We start from the raw sequence: 21458 nt of genomic DNA on the forward strand, positions 1-21458 counted from the left end.
TCAGGGCTTCTTCAGGTGCGGGACAAAATTACAGGGACGAGTGCGGGCGTCGAGCTGATCGCGGATAATGCTTTCCCAGGCGCTTTGACAGGCGCGGGTGGAGCCGGGAACGGCAAAAATCACCGTCTGGTTGGCCATGCCCGCGACGGCGCGCGACTGAATGGTCGCGCTGCCGACATCTTCCCAGGAAACCATGCGGAACAGCTCGCCAAAGCCGTCGATTTCACGATCGAACAGCGGCAGCAGCGCTTCCGGCGTGCTGTTTTTGCTGTTAAAGCCCGTCCCGCCGTTCACGATCACCACCTGGACATCCGCGCTGGCGATCCAGCTGGAGACCACGGCGCGAATGCGGTAGCGGTTGTCTTTCACCAGCGCGTGATCCAGCACCTGATGCCCGGCTTCCGCCAGCGCTTCACGCAGATAGTCGCCCGAGGTATCTTCCGCCGCGTCGCGGCTGTCGGAGACGGTCAACACCGCCACGTTAAGCGGGATAAATTCCGCCGTCGATTTTGCCATTGTAGACTCCATGCGTTAGCCGCCGATAAAAGAGAGATTTTGCGTGATGCCGGTGTTGCCCTGATGCAGAAAATGCGTCTGCTTTTTGGTTTTCAGGCTGGCGGCAATGCGCGCCTGCAACTCTGCCTGCTGATCGTCGCTTTGCAGCAGATCGCGCAGCGACACGCCGCCGTCGCCAAACAGACAGAGGTGCAGCTTGCCGACGGCCGACACGCGCAGGCGGTTACAGCTGGCGCAGAAATTTTTCTCGTAGGGCATGATCAGGCCGATTTCACCGGCATAGTCCGGATGGCAGAACACCTGCGCCGGGCCGTCGCTGCGCCCGCGTAGCTGGCGAACCCAGCCCTGCTGGAGCAGCTGGTCGCGGATCACCTCGCCTGATACGTGGTGATTACGGAACAGATCGCCGCCTTCGCCGGTTTCCATCAGCTCAATAAAGCGTAGCTGGATTGGCCGGTCACGGATCCAGTCAAGGAAGGTTTGCAGGCTGTGATGGTTAACGTCGCGCATCAGCACGGTGTTGACTTTGACCTTGCTGAAGCCTGCGTCAAAGGCCGCGTCAATACCCGCCATGACCTGATGGAATTTGTCCTGACCGGTGATAGCGTGAAACTGACGGGCATCAAGGCTGTCGATGCTGACGTTCAGCGCCGTCAGCCCCGCTTCACGCCAGGACGCCACGTCACGCGCCAGCCGGTAGCCGTTAGTGGTGACCGCCAGCTGACGAATAGCGCTGTTTTCGCGCACCGCGGCGATAATGTCGGTAAAATCGCGACGCAGCGAAGGTTCACCGCCCGTCAGGCGCACCTTTTCCGTGCCCGCCGCCGCAAAGGCACGGGTGACGCGCCGGATTTCATCCAGCGAGAGGAAGCTTTTGTTGGTGACGCCCTGCGGCTTGTAGCCATCCGGCAGGCAATAGGTACAGCGGAAATTACAAACGTCCGTGATCGACAGGCGCAGATAGTAAAAGCTGCGGTCGAAATTATCAGTAAATTGTGACACCAGAACACCTTTCCAAATATCGGGAGATGCAGGCATTTCTTTCTGCACCCTGGCAACGTAAAGTTGCGGCCAAAGCACCCTATCCGAAGACTTAGGCGCCAGGGCTAAGTGTGACTTACCGGTATGGTAAGCCATGGTAGTAAAAGTCTACTGCTAACGAAGCGCGGTTGCCAGTAAGGAATTTCGCTATGTATTTTGATATATAACGTTTTTTTACCGCCGTTTTACGGCACCTTAGCGTAAAATAAGGCAAAAACCACTGACAGGCTGGCTGCACTGTTAACATATTGAAGGAATTTTATGCGTAACCGTACTCTGGCCGATCTCGATCGCGTCGTGGCGCTTGGCGGCGGGCATGGCCTGGGCCGTGTTTTATCCGCGCTGTCGTCGCTCGGCTCACGCCTGACCGGCATTGTCACGACCACCGATAACGGCGGCTCCACGGGACGTATTCGTCATGCGGAAGGCGGCATCGCCTGGGGTGATATGCGCAACTGCCTGAACCAGCTGATTACCGAACCCAGCGTGGCCTCCGCCATGTTCGAGTATCGCTTCGGTGGCCAGGGCGAGCTGGCCGGACATAACCTGGGTAATCTGATGCTGAAAGCGCTGGATCACCTGAGCGTGCGGCCGATCGAGGCGATCAATCTGATCCGCAGTTTGCTGAAGGTGGATGCCTTTCTGATCCCCATGTCCGAACAGCCGGTCGACCTGATAGCCCTTGACGATCGGGGCCAGCAGGTTTACGGCGAAACGGCGATCGACAAGCTTGCCATGCCGCCGCGCGAGCTGCTGCTTTCGGCCAGAGCCAACGCGACCAAAGAAGCGGTTGAGGCAATCCACGAGGCCGACCTGATCCTGATTGGGCCAGGCAGTTTCTATACCAGCCTGATGCCGGTGCTGCTGCTGCCGGATATGGCGCAGGCGCTCAGACGCACGCCCGCGCCGATGGTGTTTATCGGTAATCTGGGCAAAGAGCTTAGCCCGGCGGCGGCACAGCTGACGCTGGCGGATAAGCTGACCGTCATGGAAAAATATATCGGCAGGAAGGTGATTGATGCCGTCGTGGTCGGCCCGCATGTGGATACTACGGGCGTCAGCGAACGCCTGATTGTGCAGGAGCCGCTGGAGGCGGCGGATATCAAATACCGCCACGACCGCCAGCTGCTGCACAGCGCGCTGGAGCACGCGATCCAGCGGCTGGGCTAGCGCGCCGAAACCCTTGCTCCCAGGACGAGACGGCGACGGCCTGGTGCCGCGTCTCAGGAAGCGGCAATAAACAGCTCGCGTACCTGATGCAGCTGATCGCGTACGTTGGCGGCCTCTTCAAACTCCAGGTTTTTGGCGTGCTCCTGCATTTTCGTTTCCAGCTCGCGGATACGCTTCTGCAACCCTTTTGGCGATAAATCGACCACCGCCGCATCGTCCTCCACCACATCGCGAGGCGATTTAAGGCGTTTCGGTTTATTTTTGTTGATGCCCTGGCCCAGCTCCAGAATGTCGGCGATCTTCTTGTTGAGCGCCTGCGGCACAATGCCTTTTTCCTTGTTGTAGATCTCCTGCTTCTCGCGGCGACGTTCAGTTTCGCCAATCGCCCTTTCCATCGACGGCGTAATTTTATCGCCGTAGAGAATAGCCTTGCCGTTAACGTTACGCGCGGCGCGGCCGATAGTCTGGATCAGCGAGCGTTCGGAACGCAGGAAGCCCTCTTTGTCGGCATCCAGGATCGCCACCAGCGAAACTTCCGGCATATCCAGACCCTCACGCAGCAGGTTGATGCCGACCAGCACGTCAAACTTGCCGAGGCGGAGGTCGCGAATGATCTCCACACGCTCTACGGTGTCGATATCCGAGTGCAGATAGCGCACCCGCTCGCCGTGTTCGGTGAGGTACTCGGTCAGGTCTTCCGCCATACGCTTGGTCAGCACCGTCACCAGCACACGCTCGTCAATCGCCACGCGCTTGCGGATTTCCGACAGCAGATCGTCAACCTGAGTAGCGACCGGACGCACTTCGATCAGCGGATCCAACAGGCCGGTCGGACGCACCACCTGATCCACCACTTCGCCGCCCGATTTTTCCAGCTCGTACTTGCCTGGCGTAGCGGAAACGTAGATGGTCTGCGGCGCCAGCGCCTCGAACTCTTCAAACTTCATCGGACGGTTATCCAGCGCCGACGGTAGGCGGAAGCCGTACTCCACCAGCGTTTCTTTACGCGCCCGGTCGCCGCGATACATGCCGCCGATCTGCGGGATGGTGACGTGCGATTCGTCAATCACCAACAGGCCATCCGCCGGCAGATAGTCAAACAGCGTCGGCGGCGCCTCGCCAGGCCCACGGCCGGAAAGGTAGCGCGAGTAGTTCTCAATGCCCGAGCAGTAGCCCAGCTCGTTCATCATTTCTAAATCGAACTGCGTGCGCTGGGAAATACGCTGTTCTTCCAGCAGCTTATTGTTCGCCAGCAGCGTTTTACGGCGATCGGCCAGCTCGACTTTAATGTCTTCCATCGCCTGTATGATGCGCTCGCGCGGCGTCACGTAGTGCGTCTTTGGATAGATGGTATAGCGCGGGATCACCGAGGTGATCTGGCCCGTCAGCGGGTCGAAAATCGACAGCCGTTCGACCTCTTCGTCAAACAGCTCGACGCGCAGCGCATAGTCGTCCGATTCCGCCGGGAAGATATCGATCACTTCGCCGCGTACGCGGAAAGTCCCGCGCTGAAAAGCCTGGTCGTTGCGGCTGTATTGCAGCTCCGCCAGACGCCGCAGAATGGCGCGCTGATCGATAACCATACCGCGCGTCAAATGCAGCATCATTTTCAGATAGGAATCCGGATCGCCCAGGCCGTAAATCGCCGACACCGACGCCACCACGATGACATCCCGACGCTCCAGCAGCGCTTTGGTCGCCGACAGACGCATCTGTTCAATATGCTCGTTAACGGAGGCGTCCTTTTCGATAAAGGTATCCGAACTGGGCACGTAGGCTTCCGGCTGATAGTAGTCGTAGTAGGAGACGAAATACTCCACGGCGTTTTCCGGAAAGAATTCCTTCATCTCCCCGTAAAGTTGCGCCGCTAAGGTTTTATTCGGCGCCAGCACCATCGTAGGCCGATTGAGATCGGCGATGACGTTGGCAACGGTAAACGTTTTGCCCGACCCCGTTACGCCGAGCAGCGTCTGATGCGCCAGTCCATCCTGCAGCCCTTCTTCAAGGCGGCGAATGGCTTCAGGCTGATCGCCGGAAGGTTGAAAGGCGGAATTAAGTTTAAAGACTTTGCTCATTGCATGGCTACCTGATGATGAAAAGCGCGGACAGGGTGGTAATTTTACTCTGCTATGACGATTTTGCCAGCAAAAAATACTGGATATATCTCCAGTTATCGATTAGAACAAAGGGAAGGCAGCGCGCGTGTGGGCCAACAGCGTTGAACGGATGCTTAAGCGGCAAGAAAGTGAAGGGGTTATCCCCAGCCGGACTGAAACTTTAACATTTGTCAAGACATCCTGACAAAATGGCGCGGGCAAAATATGCTGCGATCCTTTCCCGCTTGATTTTCACTAACGCCTTGAAATTTAATGCAATGTTATTTCAGCCGAGTTTAGCACCAACTCAAGCTTAAGCCGCGCCGGCTCTCGCCTTTTACAGGTTTTCAGTCATTCATACACATGGTTATCCACAGGAATGGTGGATAACTGATTTCAACGCCCAACCCGTCTGCTGTGTATAAAACGCAGCGTCCTGTGAGCGCGTACGCAAAAAAAATTTTTTCCTTAAATTTTTTACCTGTCCTGCGCGGTCTTGTCCGACCTGAAGCATACTTCTGCCTTCAGGGCTATCCCCATTAAGGCTTTTTTTTCAGCGGGTCGGGCGGCCGATCTGCCTTACAGGCAGGCGCCTGCACCATAAATGTTGGGTTTAGGGCACCATCAAAGTGCAGTCGGAAATTTCCGTCGGCAATTGTTAACCTTTTCTGACCAATTACCCGCCCTGCTTTCCTGATTTGCCGGTCGTTTTTTTCTGCATTTTAAAACCTGGCCTGCGAATTGCAGTTCCTGTTGACCGCCTCACGCTTTCAACATACCAGAGCGAGAAGCCCAAGCCATGGACGCTGCGTCCATGGTCAATCCTTCGTCACGCTACGAAGGCGCGCTCGAAAACTGTCTGGAGGAGAGTGTCAGATGCTGAGCTTACATGCGATAAATCAGTTTTACGGGCAGGATCATATTTTATGGGATGTGGATCTGGAACTGCCGCCGGGCACCTGTACGGGCGTGCTGGGAAGGCCGGGAATGGGGAAAACCACGCTGGTCAACTGCATTATGGGCCATCTGCCAATTAACAGCGGCACCATTATGTGGCAGGAAGGCAATCTGCCGCCGCAAAATCTGCTGCAGCAGCCGGTAGAAAAACGCGCGGCGCTCGGCATCGGCTATGTGCCTCAGGGGCGGCATATTTTCTCACAGCTCAGCGTCGAGGAGAACTTGCAGATAGCGCTGCTGGCGGGCGCAGGACAACAGCGCCATCCGGCCATTCCGCCGATGGTTTTCGATCTTTTTCCCGCGCTTTATTCGCTTCGTCACCGGCGCAGCGGCGAACTGCCGCTCGATCAGCAGCAGCAGCTGGCGCTGGCCAGAGCGCTGGTGCTCCAGCCGAAGCTGCTGATCCTGGACGAGCCGACGGAGGGCATGTCGCCCTGGCTGGAAGAGGAGATGGGGAATTTGATCCATCGATTGAATCACGATTTCGGCTTGACCATTCTGCTGCTTGAGCAGCGGATCTCTTTTATCCGTAAGGTGGCGGACTATTTCCTGCTGCTGCATCGTGGGCGCAACGTGGCCCACGGCAGCGTGGCGCAGCTGGATGAGAGAATAGTCAACACCTGGCTTACCGTTTAGTCATGCCCTCCGGCGCGCTGCCAGAGGGCATCGCCTTATTCCGGCAGGCGCACGTAGTGACCAAGCCGGTCAAAATCGGCGCTGTCGGTGAAAGGGATTTCACCTAGCAGCGGCGCGGGCAGCCGCTGTTGCAGCGTCGCCATGTATTCCGCATGACGCCTGCCCGGCGGCTGCACCGTATTGGCTATCCAGCCAGCCAGACGCAGACCGCTGGCCGTGACGGCCTGCGCCGTCAGCATGGCGTGATTGATGCAGCCCAGCTTGACGCCGACCACCAGCACCACGGGCAGCTGTTCCAGCGTCACCCACTCCGCGAAGGTCGTCGTGGCTGAAAGCGGCGTAAACCAGCCGCCCGCGCCTTCGGTCAGCACCCACTCCGCCTGCTCGCGCAATGCCGCCAGGCCAGCCGAAAGCTGAGTAAACTCAATGGGCCTGCCCTCTTCCGCGCTGACGATATGCGGAGACGTCGGCTCCAGAAAGGCCAGCGGATTGATCTGCTCATAAGGCAGCGTCAGCACGCTGTTGCGCTGTAAAGCCAGCGCGTCGCTGTTGCGGATACCTTCCGCCGTCATTTCACAGCCGGAAGCAACGGGCTTATAGCCTACGCTGCGCAATCCGGCGGCGCGGGCAGCCTGCAACAGCGCGGTACTGGCGACCGTTTTCCCTACTTCCGTATCCGTTCCGGTAATAAACCAGCTACTCACAATCAATCACTCCATACAGCAGATGATAGCTGAGCAGGAAACCGCGCTCGTCGCGCGGCCAGCTCTGCGCCAGCTGACTCAGATGATGACGGCTCAGCAGGCCGTCACGGCGGCCCTGATGCAGATGCGTGGCGCCGATGCCCTTCAGCGAACGCAGCGCGCCGAGCACGTCCGGGAAAGCCAGCGTCTGCGTCTGCGTGATTAGCCGAAGCCCGAGCGAGCTTCCCGCTTCCGCTATTTGCGCCTCGCTCAGAAAACGGTTAACGGGCGCGGGCAGATCCAGCGCCTGCCAGGCCTGGTTAAGCTCGTTCAGCGAGCCGGCGGCCAGCGTTGAAAACAGCACCTGGCCGCCAGGCCGGGTCACGCGGCGCATTTCGGCCAGCGCCAGCCGTAAGTCGCTGCACCATTGCACGGCAAGGTTGCTCCAGCACACGTCGAAAGCGGCATCGGTAAAAGGCAGCGCTTCGATATCGCCCAGCTGATAGGCGTCGGCGGTGTCGCCAAGCCGCGCCTCGTTCAGCATGGCCGGAGAAAGATCCAGCGCGGTGACCCTGTTGCCCGCACTGCGCCAGCGCTTGCTGAACCAGCCCGGCCCGCAGCCCGCATCCAGCACCTGCTTTTGCTCACGGCCGCGCGCCAGCGCAAAGAGTGCTTCGCCGCTCAGACGCTGCAGCTCCGCGTGCCGGTTGTAGCTCTGCGCCGCCCGGCCGAAGGCTCTGGCGATCGCCGCTTTATTGACCGTTTGCGTCATGCAGCGCCTCCAGCAGTCGTTGAATATCTTCTTCCTGATGCGCCGCGCTCAGCGTGATGCGCAGCCTCGCCGTTCCCGGCGGCACGGTGGGCGGGCGGATAGCCGTTACCCAGCATCCCCTTTCGCGCAGCCGTTCCGCCAGCCGCAGCGCCGCCTGCTCTTCACCTACCAGCAGCGGCTGAATAGCCGTTGAAGAAGGCAGGATCGCCAGCCCGCCAGCCGCCGCGCCTTCGCGAAACAGGCGGATATTCTTTTGCAGCCGCGCGCGCAGGTCGTCGCCCTGCCGTACGGCGCGTAAAGCCGTCTGGAGCGCGAAAGCCTGCGCGGGCGGCATCGCCGTGCTGTAGATCAGATGACGCGCGAACTGCAACAGGTAGTCCGCCGTCTCTTCGCTACAGAGCACTGCCGCGCCGCTCAGCCCAAATGCCTTGCCGAAAGTCACGATCAGCAGCTCCGGACGCACGTTCTGCTGCCAGCAGCTGCCGCGCCCCTGCTCGCCCGTTACGCCGATGCCGTGCGCATCGTCCACCAGCAGCCAGCCGTTGTGCAGAGCGGTAAGCTGATGCAGCTCTTGCAGCGGCGCGCTGTCGCCATCCATGCTGAAAACGCCTTCCGTCACCACCAGCGTTTCGCCGCCGTCGGCAGGGCTGAAGAGTTTCGCCAGCGCTTCCGGCTGATTGTGCGCAAAGCGGCGCAGCGTAGCCGGACTGAGCGAGGCCGCTTCCAGCAGCGAAGCGTGCGCCAGGCGATCGGCGAAGATGCGATCGTTTTTCTGCAGCATTGCGGCAATGATTGCCTGATTCGCCGCAAAGCCTGAAATAAACAGCAGCGCGCGCGGATAGCCCAGCCAGTCGGCCAGCTGCTGCTCAAACGCCTGATGAGGCGCGCCATAGCCGGTAACGTGACCCGATCCGCCTGCGCCGACGCCGTAGCGTTCGGCCCCCTGCTGCCAGGCGGCGATAACGTTCCGATCCCGGCTCAGCCCCAGATAGTCATTAGCGGAGAAGTTCAGGTAGCGACGGTCGTTCACGCACAGGGTGCGCACGTCGTCGTGCTGGCTGACGCGGCGCTGGCGAAACTGCTGCTTCTCCCGGCGCTCCGCAAGCGCCAGGCTGATGCGTTGTTGCCAGCCCATTTACACGGCCGCGTTATAGAACTGGTCGGTATCGGCATTCAGCAGCTGACCCGCCAGCGCCTGCTGCTGCTCGTTGTCGCCCGCTTCCGTGGTGGTGTGCGCCGGATTCAGGCCCAGCTTGCGGAACAGGATCAGATCCTTGTCCTCTTCCGGGTTCGGCGTGGTCAGCAGCTTGCAGCCGTAGAAAATCGAGTTGGCGCCAGCCATAAAGCACATCGCCTGCGTCTGCTCGCTCATCTGCTCGCGGCCGGCGGAAAGACGCACGTGGGAGGTCGGCATCATAATGCGCGCCACGGCGATGGTGCGGATAAAATCGAAAGGATCGACATCGTCGTTGTCGGCCAGCGGCGTGCCTTTGACCTTGACCAGCATGTTGATCGGCACGCTTTCCGGCGGCACCGGCAGGTTAGCCAGCTGCACCAGCAGACCGGCCCGATCGTTAACGGTTTCGCCCAGGCCGACGATGCCGCCGGAGCAGACTTTAATGCCCGCGTCGCGTACCTTGCCCAGCGTGTCCAGGCGCTCCTGATAGCTGCGGGTGGTGATAATGCTGCCGTAGAATTCCGGCGAGGTATCCAGGTTATGGTTGTAGAAATCCAGCCCGGCGTGCGCCAGCCGCTGCGCCTGCTCATCGCTCAGCGTGCCCAGCGTCATACAGGTTTCCAGCCCCATTGCTTTAACGCCTTTGACCATCTGCTCCAGATAAGGCATATCGCGTTCGTGCGGGTTTTTCCACGCCGCGCCCATGCAGAAGCGGTCAGATCCTGCGGCTTTGGCTTTGCGGGCAGAGGTCAGCACCTCTTCCACTTCCATCAGGCGCTCCGCTTCCAGGCCGGTTTTGTAGCGGGCGCTCTGCGGACAATATTTACAGTCTTCCGGACAGGCGCCGGTTTTGATCGACAGCAGCGTGCTGACCTGCACCTGACGCGGATCGAAATGTTGACGATGCACCTGCTGCGCTTCAAACATCAGCTCCAGAAAAGGCTTGTCGAAAAGGGCCTGGGCCTGGGCGACTGTCCAGCGATTTGCCATTGCTTGCTCCAAAAGAAAAGATCTCATGTTCATTTTACGGTTATACTTGTAAACTAAATTTTTTAATTTTGGTTTACAAGTATTTTATGACCCCTCTCGACCTCGCTTTTGACCGCGACCATATCTGGCATCCCTACACGTCAATGAGCAAACCGCTGCCGGTGTATCCGGTGGTCGCGGCCTCTGGCACCTCGCTGCAGCTGGCTGATGGCCGCGAGCTGGTGGACGGCATGTCTTCCTGGTGGGCAGCTATCCACGGCTATAACCATCCGCGCCTGAACCAGGCGATGCACGCCCAGATCGAGCAGATGTCGCACGTGATGTTTGGCGGGATCACCCATCCTGCGGCCGTGGCGCTCTGTCGTCGTCTGGTAGAGATGACGCCGCAGGGGCTGGAGTGCGTTTTTCTGGCGGATTCGGGCTCGGTAGCCGTTGAGGTTGCCATGAAAATGGCGCTGCAATATTGTCAGGCGCGCGGCGAAAGGCGTCAGCGCTTTCTGACGCTGCGCAACGGCTATCACGGCGATACCTTTGCCGCGATGTCGGTATGCGATCCGCAGAACTCCATGCATTCGCTCTATCAGGGCTATCTGCCGAACCACCTGTTCGCCGCCGCGCCGGGCTGCGGGTTCGACGATGAGTGGCAGGAAAGCGATATCGCCGATTTTGCCCGTCTGATTGGCGAACAGGCGCACGAACTGGCCGCGGTGATCCTGGAACCCATCGTGCAGGGCGCGGGCGGAATGCGCTTCTATCATCCGCGCTATCTGCAAGGCGTGCGCGAGCTGTGCGATCGCCACAACGTGCTGCTGATAGCCGATGAAATCGCAACAGGCTTTGGCCGTACCGGCAAGCTTTTCGCCTGCGATCACGCCGGGATATCGCCTGATATTCTGTGCGTTGGCAAAGCGCTGACCGGCGGCACCATGACGCTTTCCGCCACGCTGACCACGCGCGAGGTTGCCAATACCATCAGCAACGGCGAGGCGGGCTGTTTTATGCACGGCCCGACGTTTATGGGCAATCCGCTGGCCTGCGCGGTGGCCAGCGAAAGCCTGGCGATGCTGCAGGAAAATCGCTGGCAGCGGCAGGTAAGCGCGATTGAAGCGCAGCTGAAAGCCGCGCTGCTGCCGCTAAAAGCGCAGCCGGAAGTGGCGGATGCCAGGGTACTGGGTGCGATTGGCGTTATCGAAACTCGTCGACCGGTGAATATGGCGGCGCTGCAGCGCTTTTTCGTTGAGCGCGGCGTCTGGATCCGTCCTTTCGGCAGGCTTATCTATTTAATGCCGCCTTACGTTATCGAGCCGGAAGCGCTGCAAAAGCTGACGACAGCGATAGCGGCGGCGGTTGCCTGCCCCACGCTGTTTTTATCCTGACGACGGCGATCAGTCATAGTCAAAATAAATAGTCGCGGTGGCAACGACCGACCCTGGACTGAGATTAGCCGGATCGAACACCTTATAGGCAGCGTTCAGGTTAATGGCGCTGGCATGAATGTCGGCGCCTTTGGTAATCGACAGCAGCGAAGTGGCTTCGCCTGCCGCCGTCCCGCCTGACAGAGAAACGGCCTTACCGGCGCTGTCGCTCAAGACGATGCCGACGCCCTGCGAGCTGGAGCGGCTGTTACGCATAATCTGCTGGCTGTTCTCCACCAGGTCGGCGCTATAGAGCCAGGCATTAACCGAACGCGTAGCGCCACCCGCCAGGGTTGCAGAGCAGCTGATCGGCAGCGTAAAAGAGGTACTGTCGGTGGCAATGCCGTTACGCAGCATATTCAACGACACCCTGGGTAACGTCACCTGCTGGTCTGGCATTTCACAGGTGGTTTCCGCCGGGTTAAAGGTCACCGTCAGGGACTGATAGCCCAGGTAATCATTGTTCCAGTTGCCCGAAGCCGCCACTTCAGCCGCCTGCTCCACCGTAGGCGTGGAGCCAATAAAGTTGGCGTTATGCATCACCATGGTCACGATCTCCGCGCTCCCGGCGTCGGTCACCTTGTAAAATTTGCTGTCGGTTACGCCCGGATCGCTGTCCAGTAAGGTGGCGGTAAGCTGATAGCTAAAATCTGAGCCTTGCAGCGTTCTGTCGCCGTTTTCATAATCTATCTTTTCGATAAATCCACTGGTCTGAAGTTTTATCCAGCGTGCCGTGCCCGCTGCGTTAACAAACTTCACCCAAAAGCCATTTTGTATCGGGCTGACAAAGTGCACCGCGTTGCTATTGAAAATAAGATAGCATGTTACCGGCACTGACCAGGTTGCCGTTCGGGTTTCGCTGTGGCTATCCTGCGCGGTCAGCAAACCTGAAAGGTTCAGGCTGTCGTTGGCCTTTACCGTCGAACCGCTTATAAGGGTACAGCCCGCCTGCACGCCTGCGGAAACAGCGCACAGCCCGAGCAGTAACGCTATCCAGTATTTTTTCATGATGACTCCCTGAAAACGAATGCGGCGCCTTTTCGGCTTAGCGCACGCAAAAAGAGGTCTGCGCCGCGTTGGCTAAATGGATCCGGCACGTTTTACTTTCCTGCCCTTCCGTCAGCTGCACGTGCAGCCATTCGGGAAGCTGCTTCGCTTTGAGATAAATCAGGCTGCCCTGCGCTACGTAGCCCAGCGAGTTGCCTTCTGCATCGGTGACGCCGGCCCCAAAAGGCAAAGGCTGCCCGTTATCAAACAGCGCTTTGAAGGTAAACACGGCACGCGTGTCGGTTTTATATTGCACATAGTTAATGCTGCCTGCCCAGGGCGTCACGCGTCCGATATTGCCCAGCAGTTCGCCCTCGCTTTCACCGCGAGGGTTATCCAACAGATAAGTGTTCATACGGTAAGGCGTGACGGAAGGCACCAGAACCCGGCCTGCGCGGTTGGTTCTCATATTGGGATTGCCGTTGACCGTGGCCTGAGCAATACCCGGCGCGTCCAGGATCACAAAAGTATTGCCCGTGTTGCCTGAAGCCAACACGCCATCGCGCCAGAGTACGGCGCTGCCGCTGGCGCCTATGCCAAGCTGGCGGAAATCGCTCGCCTCGCTGTACTGACCCGTTAACTTTGCATAAGGCGTGCGCCAGGCGCTGTAGGCCCCAAACTTTGCGCTGTGTCCGGTACGGTCATGGCTGAAGTTAAGGCTGTAGTCCAGGCTTTCCAGCGAGCTGTTGACCCCGGCTTCCATACCGCTATATTTACCGTCCTGCGACGAGGTACGCAGCGTGACGCTGTGGCGGTTGCCGGACAGAGAGAGCGGAATAGTAACAGCCAGGTCGATCCGCTGCTCATCGTAGCTTTTGCTGCTGTAACGCCGCTCTTCTTCGCTGCCGTCATATTCATAGTGATTGCGACGAAAGGTCAGGCTCCACGTCGCTTTTTTGTACAGGTTGCTGTAGGTCAGGCTGTATTGCTTTAGCATGCGATCGCTGTTCCAGTACTGACGCCACAAGCCGTCAATCGCAATCCGTCCCCAGCCCGGCGGCAGGGTCTGATCGAGGTTAACGCTGAAGCTCTGTTTGCTTCGCAGGTATTGCTTACCGTTCTCCTCACGCGCTAGCGCATTGGTTTGTACCGTGTCATACAGGGAAAGATAGCGCGCCGTATTGTAATAGTAAGTCGCCAGCGTCAGGTTGGTTTTGGTCATAAAGAAGCGGCTGTAAGCTAATTTCCAGCGCTCTCCCTGCATCGATTCCCCACTGTTCAGATGCGCGCGGGCCATGTCCACATTGGTTGAAAATGATCCGACCCGTGGCAAACTGAACGCGCCGCCCAGCAGAAAAGAAGCATAATCCTGGCTTAGCGTGGCGCCGCTATAGAGCGTCAGATAGTTATTAATGCCGTGTGAGCCATTGCCCTGAACAAAGGCCGGGTGTAAATCCACGTCATGCAGCTGAACGTTACCCGCCGTTAACAGCCACTCTGACGAGCCGCTTCTCAACATATCGGAAACGGTAGAGTAAGGGACGGTAAAACGCTCGGTGATGCCGCCAGCGTTGGCAACTTCTACCGTGAGATCGCTGCGCGATCCGCCAGGCATAAGATCGTCAATAACAAAAGGGCCCGGCGGCACGTTTGTTTGATAAATGGCGCTGCCGTTTTGATAAACGCTGACTACGGCGTTCGCCGTGGCGTTACCGCGAATAACCGGCATATAGGTACGATAAGAATCGGGATACATGCGCTGGTCTTGTTTTAAGGTGATGCCGCGAAAACGTACGTTATCGAACCAGGGCGAATTGGTATAGCTGTCCCCTATCCTGAATAACGAATTAATAGCTGGCAGCGCGCGTTCGACATAGCGGGATTGCGTATTCCATTCTCCCTGGCGACTACGCGTACGTTGAAACTGGCTGTTATCGACCAACTGCCAGTGGGCTAAATTAATGCCGCTGCTGAGCGAAAGAAAAACGTTATCCGCATTGCCATCGTTGTTATGCTGTTGGAGGTTATTATAGCTGAGGCTGTAATTGGTAAAAGCGCCATTAATCCCTGCATCCCACAGTTCCGGCGCGATCCAGCGGCGATCTTTTTTATCTATCCTGGCCTGAGGAATAGTCAGATTCAGGCGCAGCATTCCTCTGTTAAGCGTGGCCTGTCCGCCGTAAAGTATTTCGGCTACCGGCACCCACTCTTTTTTAGTTATCGCTTTTTTATCAATATATTTAATTGGCAGAGCTTTAAGCGTTGCGCCTGACAGCCAGAAAGCTTCCCCTGAATCCACTTTCACCGGAAAATTACCGCTCCAGCTGCCGTTAATATAAATATCCAGATCGTAAACTCCGGATAAAATGGTCTGCCCCTGATTATTCCAGTCAGCCTGAGAAGAATCCCCTACCATCAAACTGGTATTGAATGTTTCAGCCGCGTTGACTACAGAGCAGTTCAGAATAATACAGGTGAGATAAAATAGCTTTCCATAGCCTGTTGGGGCAAGCAAATTTACTGTCGCCTTCATTATTTGCTCCTGAATAATTCCTTTTATTTTACTAAATCAATTGTAACAGGGACTCTGCTGCCATAGTCGTCAATATAAGTCAGCTGATACTTGCCGCCTGAAGCGGATACTTTTCCTGCATCAAGAGGCTGACAGGTAAAAGGCGGTACCGAAACGGTTTTACTAATCAGATTATCCTGTTTTTTTCCTTGCTGAACGCGCGTGCTTTTTCCGTCCCATCTCATCAGCTGTATGGCAGTCAGATAAAAAGGCGATGCATTATTGATGCAGACATTCTGGTTTTTCCTTTTCAGGCTCAGGTACCGACCAATATTTTCAGGCGAGATCTTTAGTCCTGTCGGACGCCAAAAAATTTTTATCCGGCTGCGTATAGCGACCTGCATATAGTTAGCCGCCGCATCCAGCTTTTTCGGTACAGGAGGAATATCCAGCACGTTCAGCCAGTACAGCGACTCGCGATCTTTGGCCAGGGTTCTGACCTGATCGTTGTGATTAATCCTTAAAACCTGGCCATCGTTACCCTGAATTTTTACCACCGGGGGAACCACCATAAAGGGCGTTGAGATATTTTCAGGCTTTTCGTTTTGTCTGCCGTCATCTATCCATGCCTGCACCAGATGCTGTTCTTTACTTTTATTGATTAGCTGCACTGAAACACTTTTAGCGTCGGCAGGAAAGATCACGCGGGTTGAATTAATAATAACATTGGCGCTGGCGGCACAGCTGAAGACATAACAGACGATAATAAGCAAAAACTTTTTCACAAACACTCCTGAAATGCCGTCCGGAAGAGACAGGAAAGCCGACGCTCTCCTGTCCGGGTGCAAGGTAGATTATTCGTAGCTGAACGTATAAGTTGCGGTAGTCACTACTGAACCAGTAGAAACGTTGCTGCCGCCGTAGTTGTAATAATGCGCGTAAAGATTAATGTCGCCTGCCGCAGCCGTATCGTAATTCCCACTGGCAGCGGATTGGCTTGTAGCCAGTCCTGTTGCCAGAGCCTCGTTCATTTTTACCAGATCGCTACCGTTTTTAGTGATGGCGATACCGACACCTTCGGCTGAACCCGATTCGTTTTTCAGGTAATTCATATCATCCGAAACATTGGCGCCGGTGAAGACAATATTCAACGACTGTGCAGCCGTGCTGGCGTCATCAAAACCGCTACAGCCCGAAACGGTAATCGTAAAAGGCGTGGCGCTGCTGCCGATCACGCCTGGCGTGGTGCCCATGTCTTCTTTAGTGACAGGCGACACGTTAACGGTAAAGTCCGACCCGCTATTCGTGGTGACATTACAGGTTGTGTCGCTGACCGCGCCGTTAAAGGTAATAGTGCCCCCGGCGACAGAGGTGCCGGTTGCTGCATATACGCTGCCAGTAAAAAGGGTACCCGCCATAGCGGTAGCTAATAATAATTTTTTAAATTCTTCCATAAATTCCCTCTACTTCACATGTTTATGTGGCTGACTTTTTAGATATAAATTCATCAGGAACATTCCAGCTCAGGAATATAGCATTCCTTAAGAAGGCCCCGAGCCTTATTATCGCCCTATTTCTAATTTCTTGTAAATAGTTTTTAGGACAAATCTAATTAAACAGTCCCATCAAAAAGCTTAGCTATTGTTTAGATAAATAGTAAATTATGTTAAGGGTAACGATAAAAATAAATATAAATACATTAATTAACTAACAATACTCTTAAGTTAAACTAAGTTTTGTCAGAAGATTCATAATTTATACCTAAAATCCTGAATTTCTCGCCCGGACAATAATTAAAACATTGTTAATGAAACGCACATCTTCATCAGGAAATACGCAATAACTAACCTATTTATATCCCAATACAAGCTCTATTTTTGCGTTAATTATATGAACGCTTTTACATTGATTGCGCGATAAAGCTTTTAAAAATTGTTAATAATAATTGCGTTGCCGCCCCGGTTTTAACCCACAGGCAAGCAGAAAAAGATTAAAAAGCCTCACTAAATTTCAGTGGCGCTGTTTTACCTGTTTTACGGCCCAGAGCAAAGCGAGCACGAGACATATGCACTACGCTTTTTACGGGTTGTATTTTGTAAAGGAGAAAAACCATGCCGCAAGACAAACAGACAAATCGCCGTATCGTGCTCGCCTCGCGCCCGCATGGCGCACCGACTGAAGCTAACTTTCGTCTGGAGTCACAGCACGTACCAACGCCAGGGAAAGGCCAGATTCTACTTCGGACGATCTGGCTCTCGCTGGATCCTTATATGCGTGGCCGGATGAGCGACGCGCCTTCCTATGTGCCGCCGATCGCCGTTAACGACGTCATGGGCGCGGGCACCGTCGCCATCGTTGAACAATCAAATCATGAAGATTACCAGCCTGGCGACTGGGTAGTCAGCCAGAGCGGCTGGCAGGATTTTGCCCTGTCGGACGGCAAAGATCTGTTTAAGCTCAGCGGCCCCGTGCTGAAACACCCTTCGTGGGCGCTCGGCATGCTGGGGATGACCGGTTTTACCGCCTATATGGGCCTGTTGGATATTGGTAATCCGCAGCCGGGCGAAACCGTGGTCGTGGCGGCGGCAACCGGCGCGGTCGGCTCTATGGTAGGCCAGATAGCGAAGCTGAAAGGCTGTTACGTGGTGGGTATCGCCGGTGGCGAAGAAAAATGCCGCTACGCCGAAGACGTGCTGGGCTTTGACCGCTGCCTCAACCATCGGTCAGGCGACTTATCAGAATCGCTTAAACGCTACTGCCGCGACGGTATCGACGTCTATTTTGAAAGCGTCGGCGGCCCGGTATTTGACGCCGTCCTGCCGCTGATGAATACCAAAGGCCGTATCCCGGTCTGCGGCCTGATCGCCGACTACAACAGCAAGGATGCGCCGGAAGGGCCAAATCGCCTGCCGCTTTTCCAGAGCGCCATCCTGCGTAAGCGCCTGCACGTTCAGGGCTTTATTATCAATCAGGATTACGGTCATCGCTTTAACGAATTTTTCCAGCAGATGAGTCAGTGGGTCGCGGAGGATCGTTTTGTTTTCCGCGAAGACATAGTAGAGGGTCTGGACAACGCGCCGGAAACCTTTATCGGCATGCTCGAAGGTAAAAACTTCGGTAAAGTGCTGATTAAAGTGGCTGGCGACACGCCAACAGGAGCCTGAAATGAAAATTTTAATGGTGCTGACTTCGCATGACCGACTTGGCGAAACCGGCAAAAAAACCGGTTTCTGGCTGGAGGAGTTCGCAGCGCCTTATTACATTTTCCGCGATGCGGGCATCAACGTGGTGCTGGCGTCGCCCGCTGGCGGACACCCGCCGCTGGATCCCAAAAGCGACGAGCCGGATGCGCAAAGCGCCGATACCGAACGCTTCCGTAAAGATATTGCCGCTCAGCAGGCGCTGGCCAATACCCAGCAGCTGGGCAACATCGACAGCAGCAAATTCGACGCGGTGTTTTATGCCGGCGGCCACGGCCCGCTCTGGGATCTGGCGGAGGATCGGCAGAGCATTGAACTGATTGAGAGTTTTTACGCTAACGGCAAACCGGTCGGCGCGGTCTGCCACGCGCCGGGCGTGCTGAAGCGGGCGAAAAAGCCGGACGGTTCGCCACTGGTGGCCGGAAAACGCGTGACGGGCTTCAGCAACAGTGAAGAAAGCGCCGTCGGGCTGACGAATGTGGTACCTTTCCTGGTTGAGGATGCGCTGAGAGGGCTGGGCGGCAACTATGAAAAAACCCATGACTGGGGCAGTTTCGCCATTACGGACGGTCACCTGGTGACCGGCCAGAATCCCGCATCCTCCGTCGCCGCAGCCGAGGAGCTGCTGAAACTGCTTCATCAATAATGCCAGGAGGGGAAATGAAACTCTTTAGTCAGGATTTTAACGACGGCGACAAGCTACCGGCTCGCCAGGTTTTTAACGGGATGGGCTACGAAGGCGATAACCTGTCGCCGCATCTGACCTGGGATGACGTGCCCGCCGGCACCAAAAGTTTTGTCGTCACCTGTTTTGATCCCGATGCGCCAACCGGCTCCGGCTGGTGGCACTGGGGCGTGGCCAATCTGCCTGCCGACACGCGCGTGCTGCCGCAGGGCGCAGGCTCCGGCGTGGCCGAACTGCCTTCCGGTGCGGTGCAGACCCGCACGGATTTCGGCAAAGCGGGCTATGGCGGCGCGGCACCGCCAAAAGGCGAAAGCCATCGCTACATTTTCACCGTCTATGCGCTGGACGTGGAAAAGCTGGACGTGGACGAGCAGGCGAGCGGCGCGATGCTGGGCTTTAACGTGCATTTCCATCAGCTGGCGAGCGCTTCGCTTACCGCTATCTACAGCTGATAAAAAACAGGCGGCCTTATCGCCGCCTGTCCTTTAAATTTCCGTGATGGTCACCCACATCGGCCCCTGCCCTACCGCATAACGTCCCAGCGGCGTCAGCAGCCCTCTCTCTTCCGCAATGCTATAGACTGCAATATGGTGCGACTTCTGTCCCGCCGCAATCAGGTAGCGACCGCTGGCGTCGATGTTAAAGCCGCGCGGCTGCGTTTCCGTTGGCTGATGGCCCTCAATCGTCAACAGTCCGCCGTCCTCGCTGACGCTGAACGTGGTCAGTACGCTGGCGGTACGGTCGCAGGCGTAAAGGTGACGACCGTTCGGGGTCAGGCGAATATCCGCCGCCCAGCGCGTGTCGCTGAAGCCTGCGGGCATCATATCCAGGCTCTGCACGCGTTCGACTTCGCCATGCGCGTTATTCAGCTGCCAGACGTCAACCGTACTGTCCAGTTCGTTTACGCAGTAGGCGTACTGCTGGTTCGGATGAAACACCATATGGCGCGGGCCAGCGCCCTCAACCGTATTGACCTGAGGCTGCGCGTGCGGCAGCAGCTGACCGTCTTCCTGTAAATCAAACAGACAGATGCGATCCTGTTTTAGCGCCGGGACGAACAGCGTTTCGTTTTTAAGATCGATGTTAGCCGAGTGGCAGCCATCCAGCCCTTTAATCACCTGCAACGGTTCGCCCGGCAGGCCTTGCGCATCGATCGGCGTGACGCTGACGCAGGCGTCGTTATAGGAACCGGTAAAAATAAAGCGTCCCTGACGATCGGTAGAAATATGGGTCGGGCTGCCCGGCAGCGGCGCTTCTGCCGCTTTGGTCAGCTTGCCTTCGCTGTCGATATGAAAAGCGATAACGCGGAAATCAGGACGGATACCGACATACAGAAAAGCTTTATTCGGGCTGACCACCATTGGCTGAACCTGGCCTGGCAGATCGACCACCTGCAGCAGCGTCAGCGCGCCCTGCGGGTCAAGCTGCCAGGCATGGATCTGCCCGCTTTCCGGGCTGGCGGTATAAACGACTTGTTTCATAAATGCTCCTTTTTCAGGTCAATCGGGTCTGCTTCAGCGTAGCGCGTTTTCGCAGGCCACGCAGGCGGATTTGTGCCGGACGATTTTGTCAGCGCCGCCACAGGGTGTAGACTCAAAAATTCGTTTTCAAACCACATTCGGAACGATTTATGAGTTATCGCGTTATTGCTTTAGATCTGGACGGTACGCTGCTGACGCCGCGTAAGACCATTCTTCCTGAATCGCTGGAAGCGCTGCAAAAGGCCCGGCAGGCTGGCGTAAAAATTGTGATAGTGACCGGCCGCCATCACGTCGCTATCCACCCTTTTTATCAGGCGCTGGCGCTCGACACACCTGCAATCTGCTGTAATGGCACCTATTTGTATGATTATCAAGCAAAAAAGGTGATATCTGCCGATCCGCTGCCGCAGGATCAGGCGCTGCGGGTGATTGAGATGCTGGACGAGGCCGCCATTCATGGCCTGCTGTATGTTGATAACGCGATGCTTTACCAGGCCGAAACCGGCCATGTAACCCGCACCATTAACTGGGGGCTGTCGCTGCCGGAACATCAGCGTCCGGTGTTTATTAAGGTGCCGAGCCTGAGCAAGGCGGCAGAAGAAGCGGAATCGATCTGGAAATTTGCCATATCCCATCCCGATACCCGCGCGCTGCAACAGTTTGCCGACAGCGTGGAGCAGGAAATGGGCCTGGCCTGCGAATGGTCATGGCACGATCAGGTTGATATTGCCAAAGCGGGCAACAGCAAAGGCAAACGGCTGGCGGAATGGGTTGAATCTGAAGGCTATCGGATGAGCGATGTGCTGGCCTTTGGCGATAACTATAATGACCTGAGCATGCTGGAAAACGTCGGGCTGGGCGTGGCGATGGGCAACGCCGACGATGCCATCAAGGCGCGCGCGCATCGGACGATCGGCACCAATCTGGAGCCGGGTATCGCACAGACTATTTATCAGGAAGTGCTGTAGCGGCCTTGCCGATGGCAGGCGATCGGCAGCAGTCTGGCGCTGGGTATCGCACAGACTATTTATCAGGAAGTGCTGTAGCGGCTTTGCCGGTGGCAGGCGATCGGCAGCAGTCTGGAACCGGGTATCGCACAGACTATTTATCAGGAAGTGCTGTAGCGGCCTTGCCGATGGC

The 21458-nt window shown here is 56.6% G+C and carries 19 protein-coding genes and 1 riboswitch; of the genes, 7 read left to right on the plus strand and 12 right to left on the minus strand.

Going from position 1 to position 21458, the window contains the following annotated elements; all coding sequences use genetic code 11:
- Together moaB and moaA are read right to left on the minus strand one after the other, a co-directional pair.
- Positions 1-516: a molybdenum cofactor biosynthesis protein B gene (moaB, locus tag QCD69_RS05590; protein ID WP_301251293.1), complete on the minus strand. Its 516-nt coding sequence runs from the start codon at positions 514-516 to the stop codon at positions 1-3.
- 15 nt (positions 517-531) lie between these two features.
- The gene (moaA, locus tag QCD69_RS05595; RefSeq protein ID WP_253461063.1) at positions 532-1521 is read right to left on the minus strand and encodes a GTP 3',8-cyclase MoaA; all 990 of its coding nucleotides are present in this window, start codon (positions 1519-1521) and stop codon (positions 532-534) included.
- A riboswitch (molybdenum cofactor riboswitch) is annotated at positions 1508-1641 on the minus strand. Its footprint overlaps the gene before it by 14 nt.
- A gap of 177 nt (positions 1642-1818) precedes the next feature.
- Between moaA and QCD69_RS05600 the strand changes: the two genes are divergently transcribed.
- Positions 1819-2727 (plus strand): gluconeogenesis factor YvcK family protein, encoded by a 909-nt coding sequence (locus QCD69_RS05600; RefSeq protein ID WP_301251295.1) that lies wholly within the window; start codon positions 1819-1821, stop codon positions 2725-2727.
- 53 nt (positions 2728-2780) lie between these two features.
- Here the strand turns inward: QCD69_RS05600 and uvrB are convergent, their stop codons facing one another.
- Positions 2781-4802 carry an excinuclease ABC subunit UvrB gene (gene uvrB / locus QCD69_RS05605; protein ID WP_301251296.1) on the minus strand — a complete coding sequence of 674 codons (2022 nt, stop codon included), beginning with the start codon at positions 4800-4802 and terminating at the stop codon, positions 2781-2783.
- Positions 4803-5699: 897 nt separating this feature from the next.
- Here uvrB and QCD69_RS05610 point away from each other — a divergent pair.
- The gene (locus QCD69_RS05610) at positions 5700-6416 is read left to right on the plus strand and encodes an ABC transporter ATP-binding protein (RefSeq protein WP_253454835.1); all 717 of its coding nucleotides are present in this window, start codon (positions 5700-5702) and stop codon (positions 6414-6416) included.
- Positions 6417-6451: 35 nt separating this feature from the next.
- Here QCD69_RS05610 and bioD read toward each other — a convergent pair whose 3' ends face one another.
- The 4 genes from bioD to bioB are packed head-to-tail and all read right to left on the minus strand — an operon-like array spanning position 6452 to position 10038.
- Positions 6452-7120 (minus strand): dethiobiotin synthase, encoded by a 669-nt coding sequence (gene bioD / locus QCD69_RS05615; RefSeq protein ID WP_301251297.1) that lies wholly within the window; start codon positions 7118-7120, stop codon positions 6452-6454.
- Positions 7113-7871, minus strand: a complete 759-nt coding sequence (bioC, locus tag QCD69_RS05620) for a malonyl-ACP O-methyltransferase BioC (protein WP_301251299.1) — start codon at positions 7869-7871, stop codon at positions 7113-7115. The genes bioD and bioC overlap by 8 nt, the downstream gene beginning before the upstream one ends.
- The gene (gene bioF / locus QCD69_RS05625; protein ID WP_301251300.1) at positions 7852-9006 is read right to left on the minus strand and encodes an 8-amino-7-oxononanoate synthase; all 1155 of its coding nucleotides are present in this window, start codon (positions 9004-9006) and stop codon (positions 7852-7854) included. Before bioF ends, bioC begins: the two co-directional genes overlap by 20 nt.
- Entirely contained in the window at positions 9007-10038 is a 1032-nt protein-coding gene (gene bioB, locus QCD69_RS05630; protein ID WP_253454839.1) for a biotin synthase BioB, read from the minus strand. It lies immediately after the preceding gene.
- A gap of 86 nt (positions 10039-10124) precedes the next feature.
- Here bioB and bioA point away from each other — a divergent pair, with 86 nt between their 5' ends.
- Positions 10125-11414 carry an adenosylmethionine--8-amino-7-oxononanoate transaminase gene (gene bioA / locus QCD69_RS05635; RefSeq protein WP_253454840.1) on the plus strand — a complete coding sequence of 430 codons (1290 nt, stop codon included), beginning with the start codon at positions 10125-10127 and terminating at the stop codon, positions 11412-11414.
- A 9-nt stretch (positions 11415-11423) separates the two neighbouring features.
- Here the strand turns inward: bioA and QCD69_RS05640 are convergent, their stop codons facing one another.
- From QCD69_RS05640 to QCD69_RS05655, 4 genes are all read right to left on the minus strand, one after another.
- Positions 11424-12461: a fimbrial protein gene (locus tag QCD69_RS05640; RefSeq protein ID WP_253454841.1), complete on the minus strand. Its 1038-nt coding sequence runs from the start codon at positions 12459-12461 to the stop codon at positions 11424-11426.
- A 37-nt stretch (positions 12462-12498) separates the two neighbouring features.
- Positions 12499-14973, minus strand: a complete 2475-nt coding sequence (locus tag QCD69_RS05645) for a fimbria/pilus outer membrane usher protein (protein ID WP_301251301.1) — start codon at positions 14971-14973, stop codon at positions 12499-12501.
- 23 nt (positions 14974-14996) lie between these two features.
- Positions 14997-15737, minus strand: coding sequence for a fimbrial biogenesis chaperone (locus QCD69_RS05650; protein ID WP_253454843.1), 741 nt, complete (start codon positions 15735-15737; stop codon positions 14997-14999).
- A gap of 69 nt (positions 15738-15806) precedes the next feature.
- Positions 15807-16406 carry a fimbrial protein gene (locus QCD69_RS05655; protein ID WP_253454844.1) on the minus strand — a complete coding sequence of 200 codons (600 nt, stop codon included), beginning with the start codon at positions 16404-16406 and terminating at the stop codon, positions 15807-15809.
- A 657-nt stretch (positions 16407-17063) separates the two neighbouring features.
- On the opposite strand from QCD69_RS05655, the gene QCD69_RS05660 reads away from it, so the two are divergent.
- Genes QCD69_RS05660 through QCD69_RS05670 form a run of 3 tightly spaced genes read left to right on the plus strand, consistent with a single transcriptional unit; the run spans position 17064 to position 19289 of the window.
- A complete protein-coding gene (locus QCD69_RS05660) occupies positions 17064-18116 on the plus strand; it encodes an NADP-dependent oxidoreductase (protein ID WP_253454845.1) in 1053 nt (350 codons plus the stop codon).
- Position 18117: 1 nt separating this feature from the next.
- Positions 18118-18798 (plus strand): type 1 glutamine amidotransferase domain-containing protein, encoded by a 681-nt coding sequence (locus QCD69_RS05665; RefSeq protein WP_253454846.1) that lies wholly within the window; start codon positions 18118-18120, stop codon positions 18796-18798.
- 14 nt (positions 18799-18812) lie between these two features.
- On the plus strand, positions 18813-19289 hold the full coding sequence (locus tag QCD69_RS05670; protein ID WP_253454847.1) for a kinase inhibitor: 477 nt from the start codon (positions 18813-18815) through the stop codon (positions 19287-19289).
- Positions 19290-19322: 33 nt separating this feature from the next.
- Here QCD69_RS05670 and pgl read toward each other — a convergent pair whose 3' ends face one another.
- Positions 19323-20318, minus strand: a complete 996-nt coding sequence (pgl, locus tag QCD69_RS05675; protein WP_301251304.1) for a 6-phosphogluconolactonase — start codon at positions 20316-20318, stop codon at positions 19323-19325.
- A gap of 149 nt (positions 20319-20467) precedes the next feature.
- Between pgl and QCD69_RS05680 the strand changes: the two genes are divergently transcribed.
- The gene (locus QCD69_RS05680) at positions 20468-21286 is read left to right on the plus strand and encodes a pyridoxal phosphatase (RefSeq protein ID WP_253454849.1); all 819 of its coding nucleotides are present in this window, start codon (positions 20468-20470) and stop codon (positions 21284-21286) included.
- Positions 21287-21458 lie beyond the last annotated feature (172 nt).

Origin of the sequence: Erwinia sp. PsM31 (genome assembly GCF_030433775.1) — a bacterium.
GTDB lineage: Bacteria > Pseudomonadota > Gammaproteobacteria > Enterobacterales > Enterobacteriaceae > Erwinia > Erwinia aeris.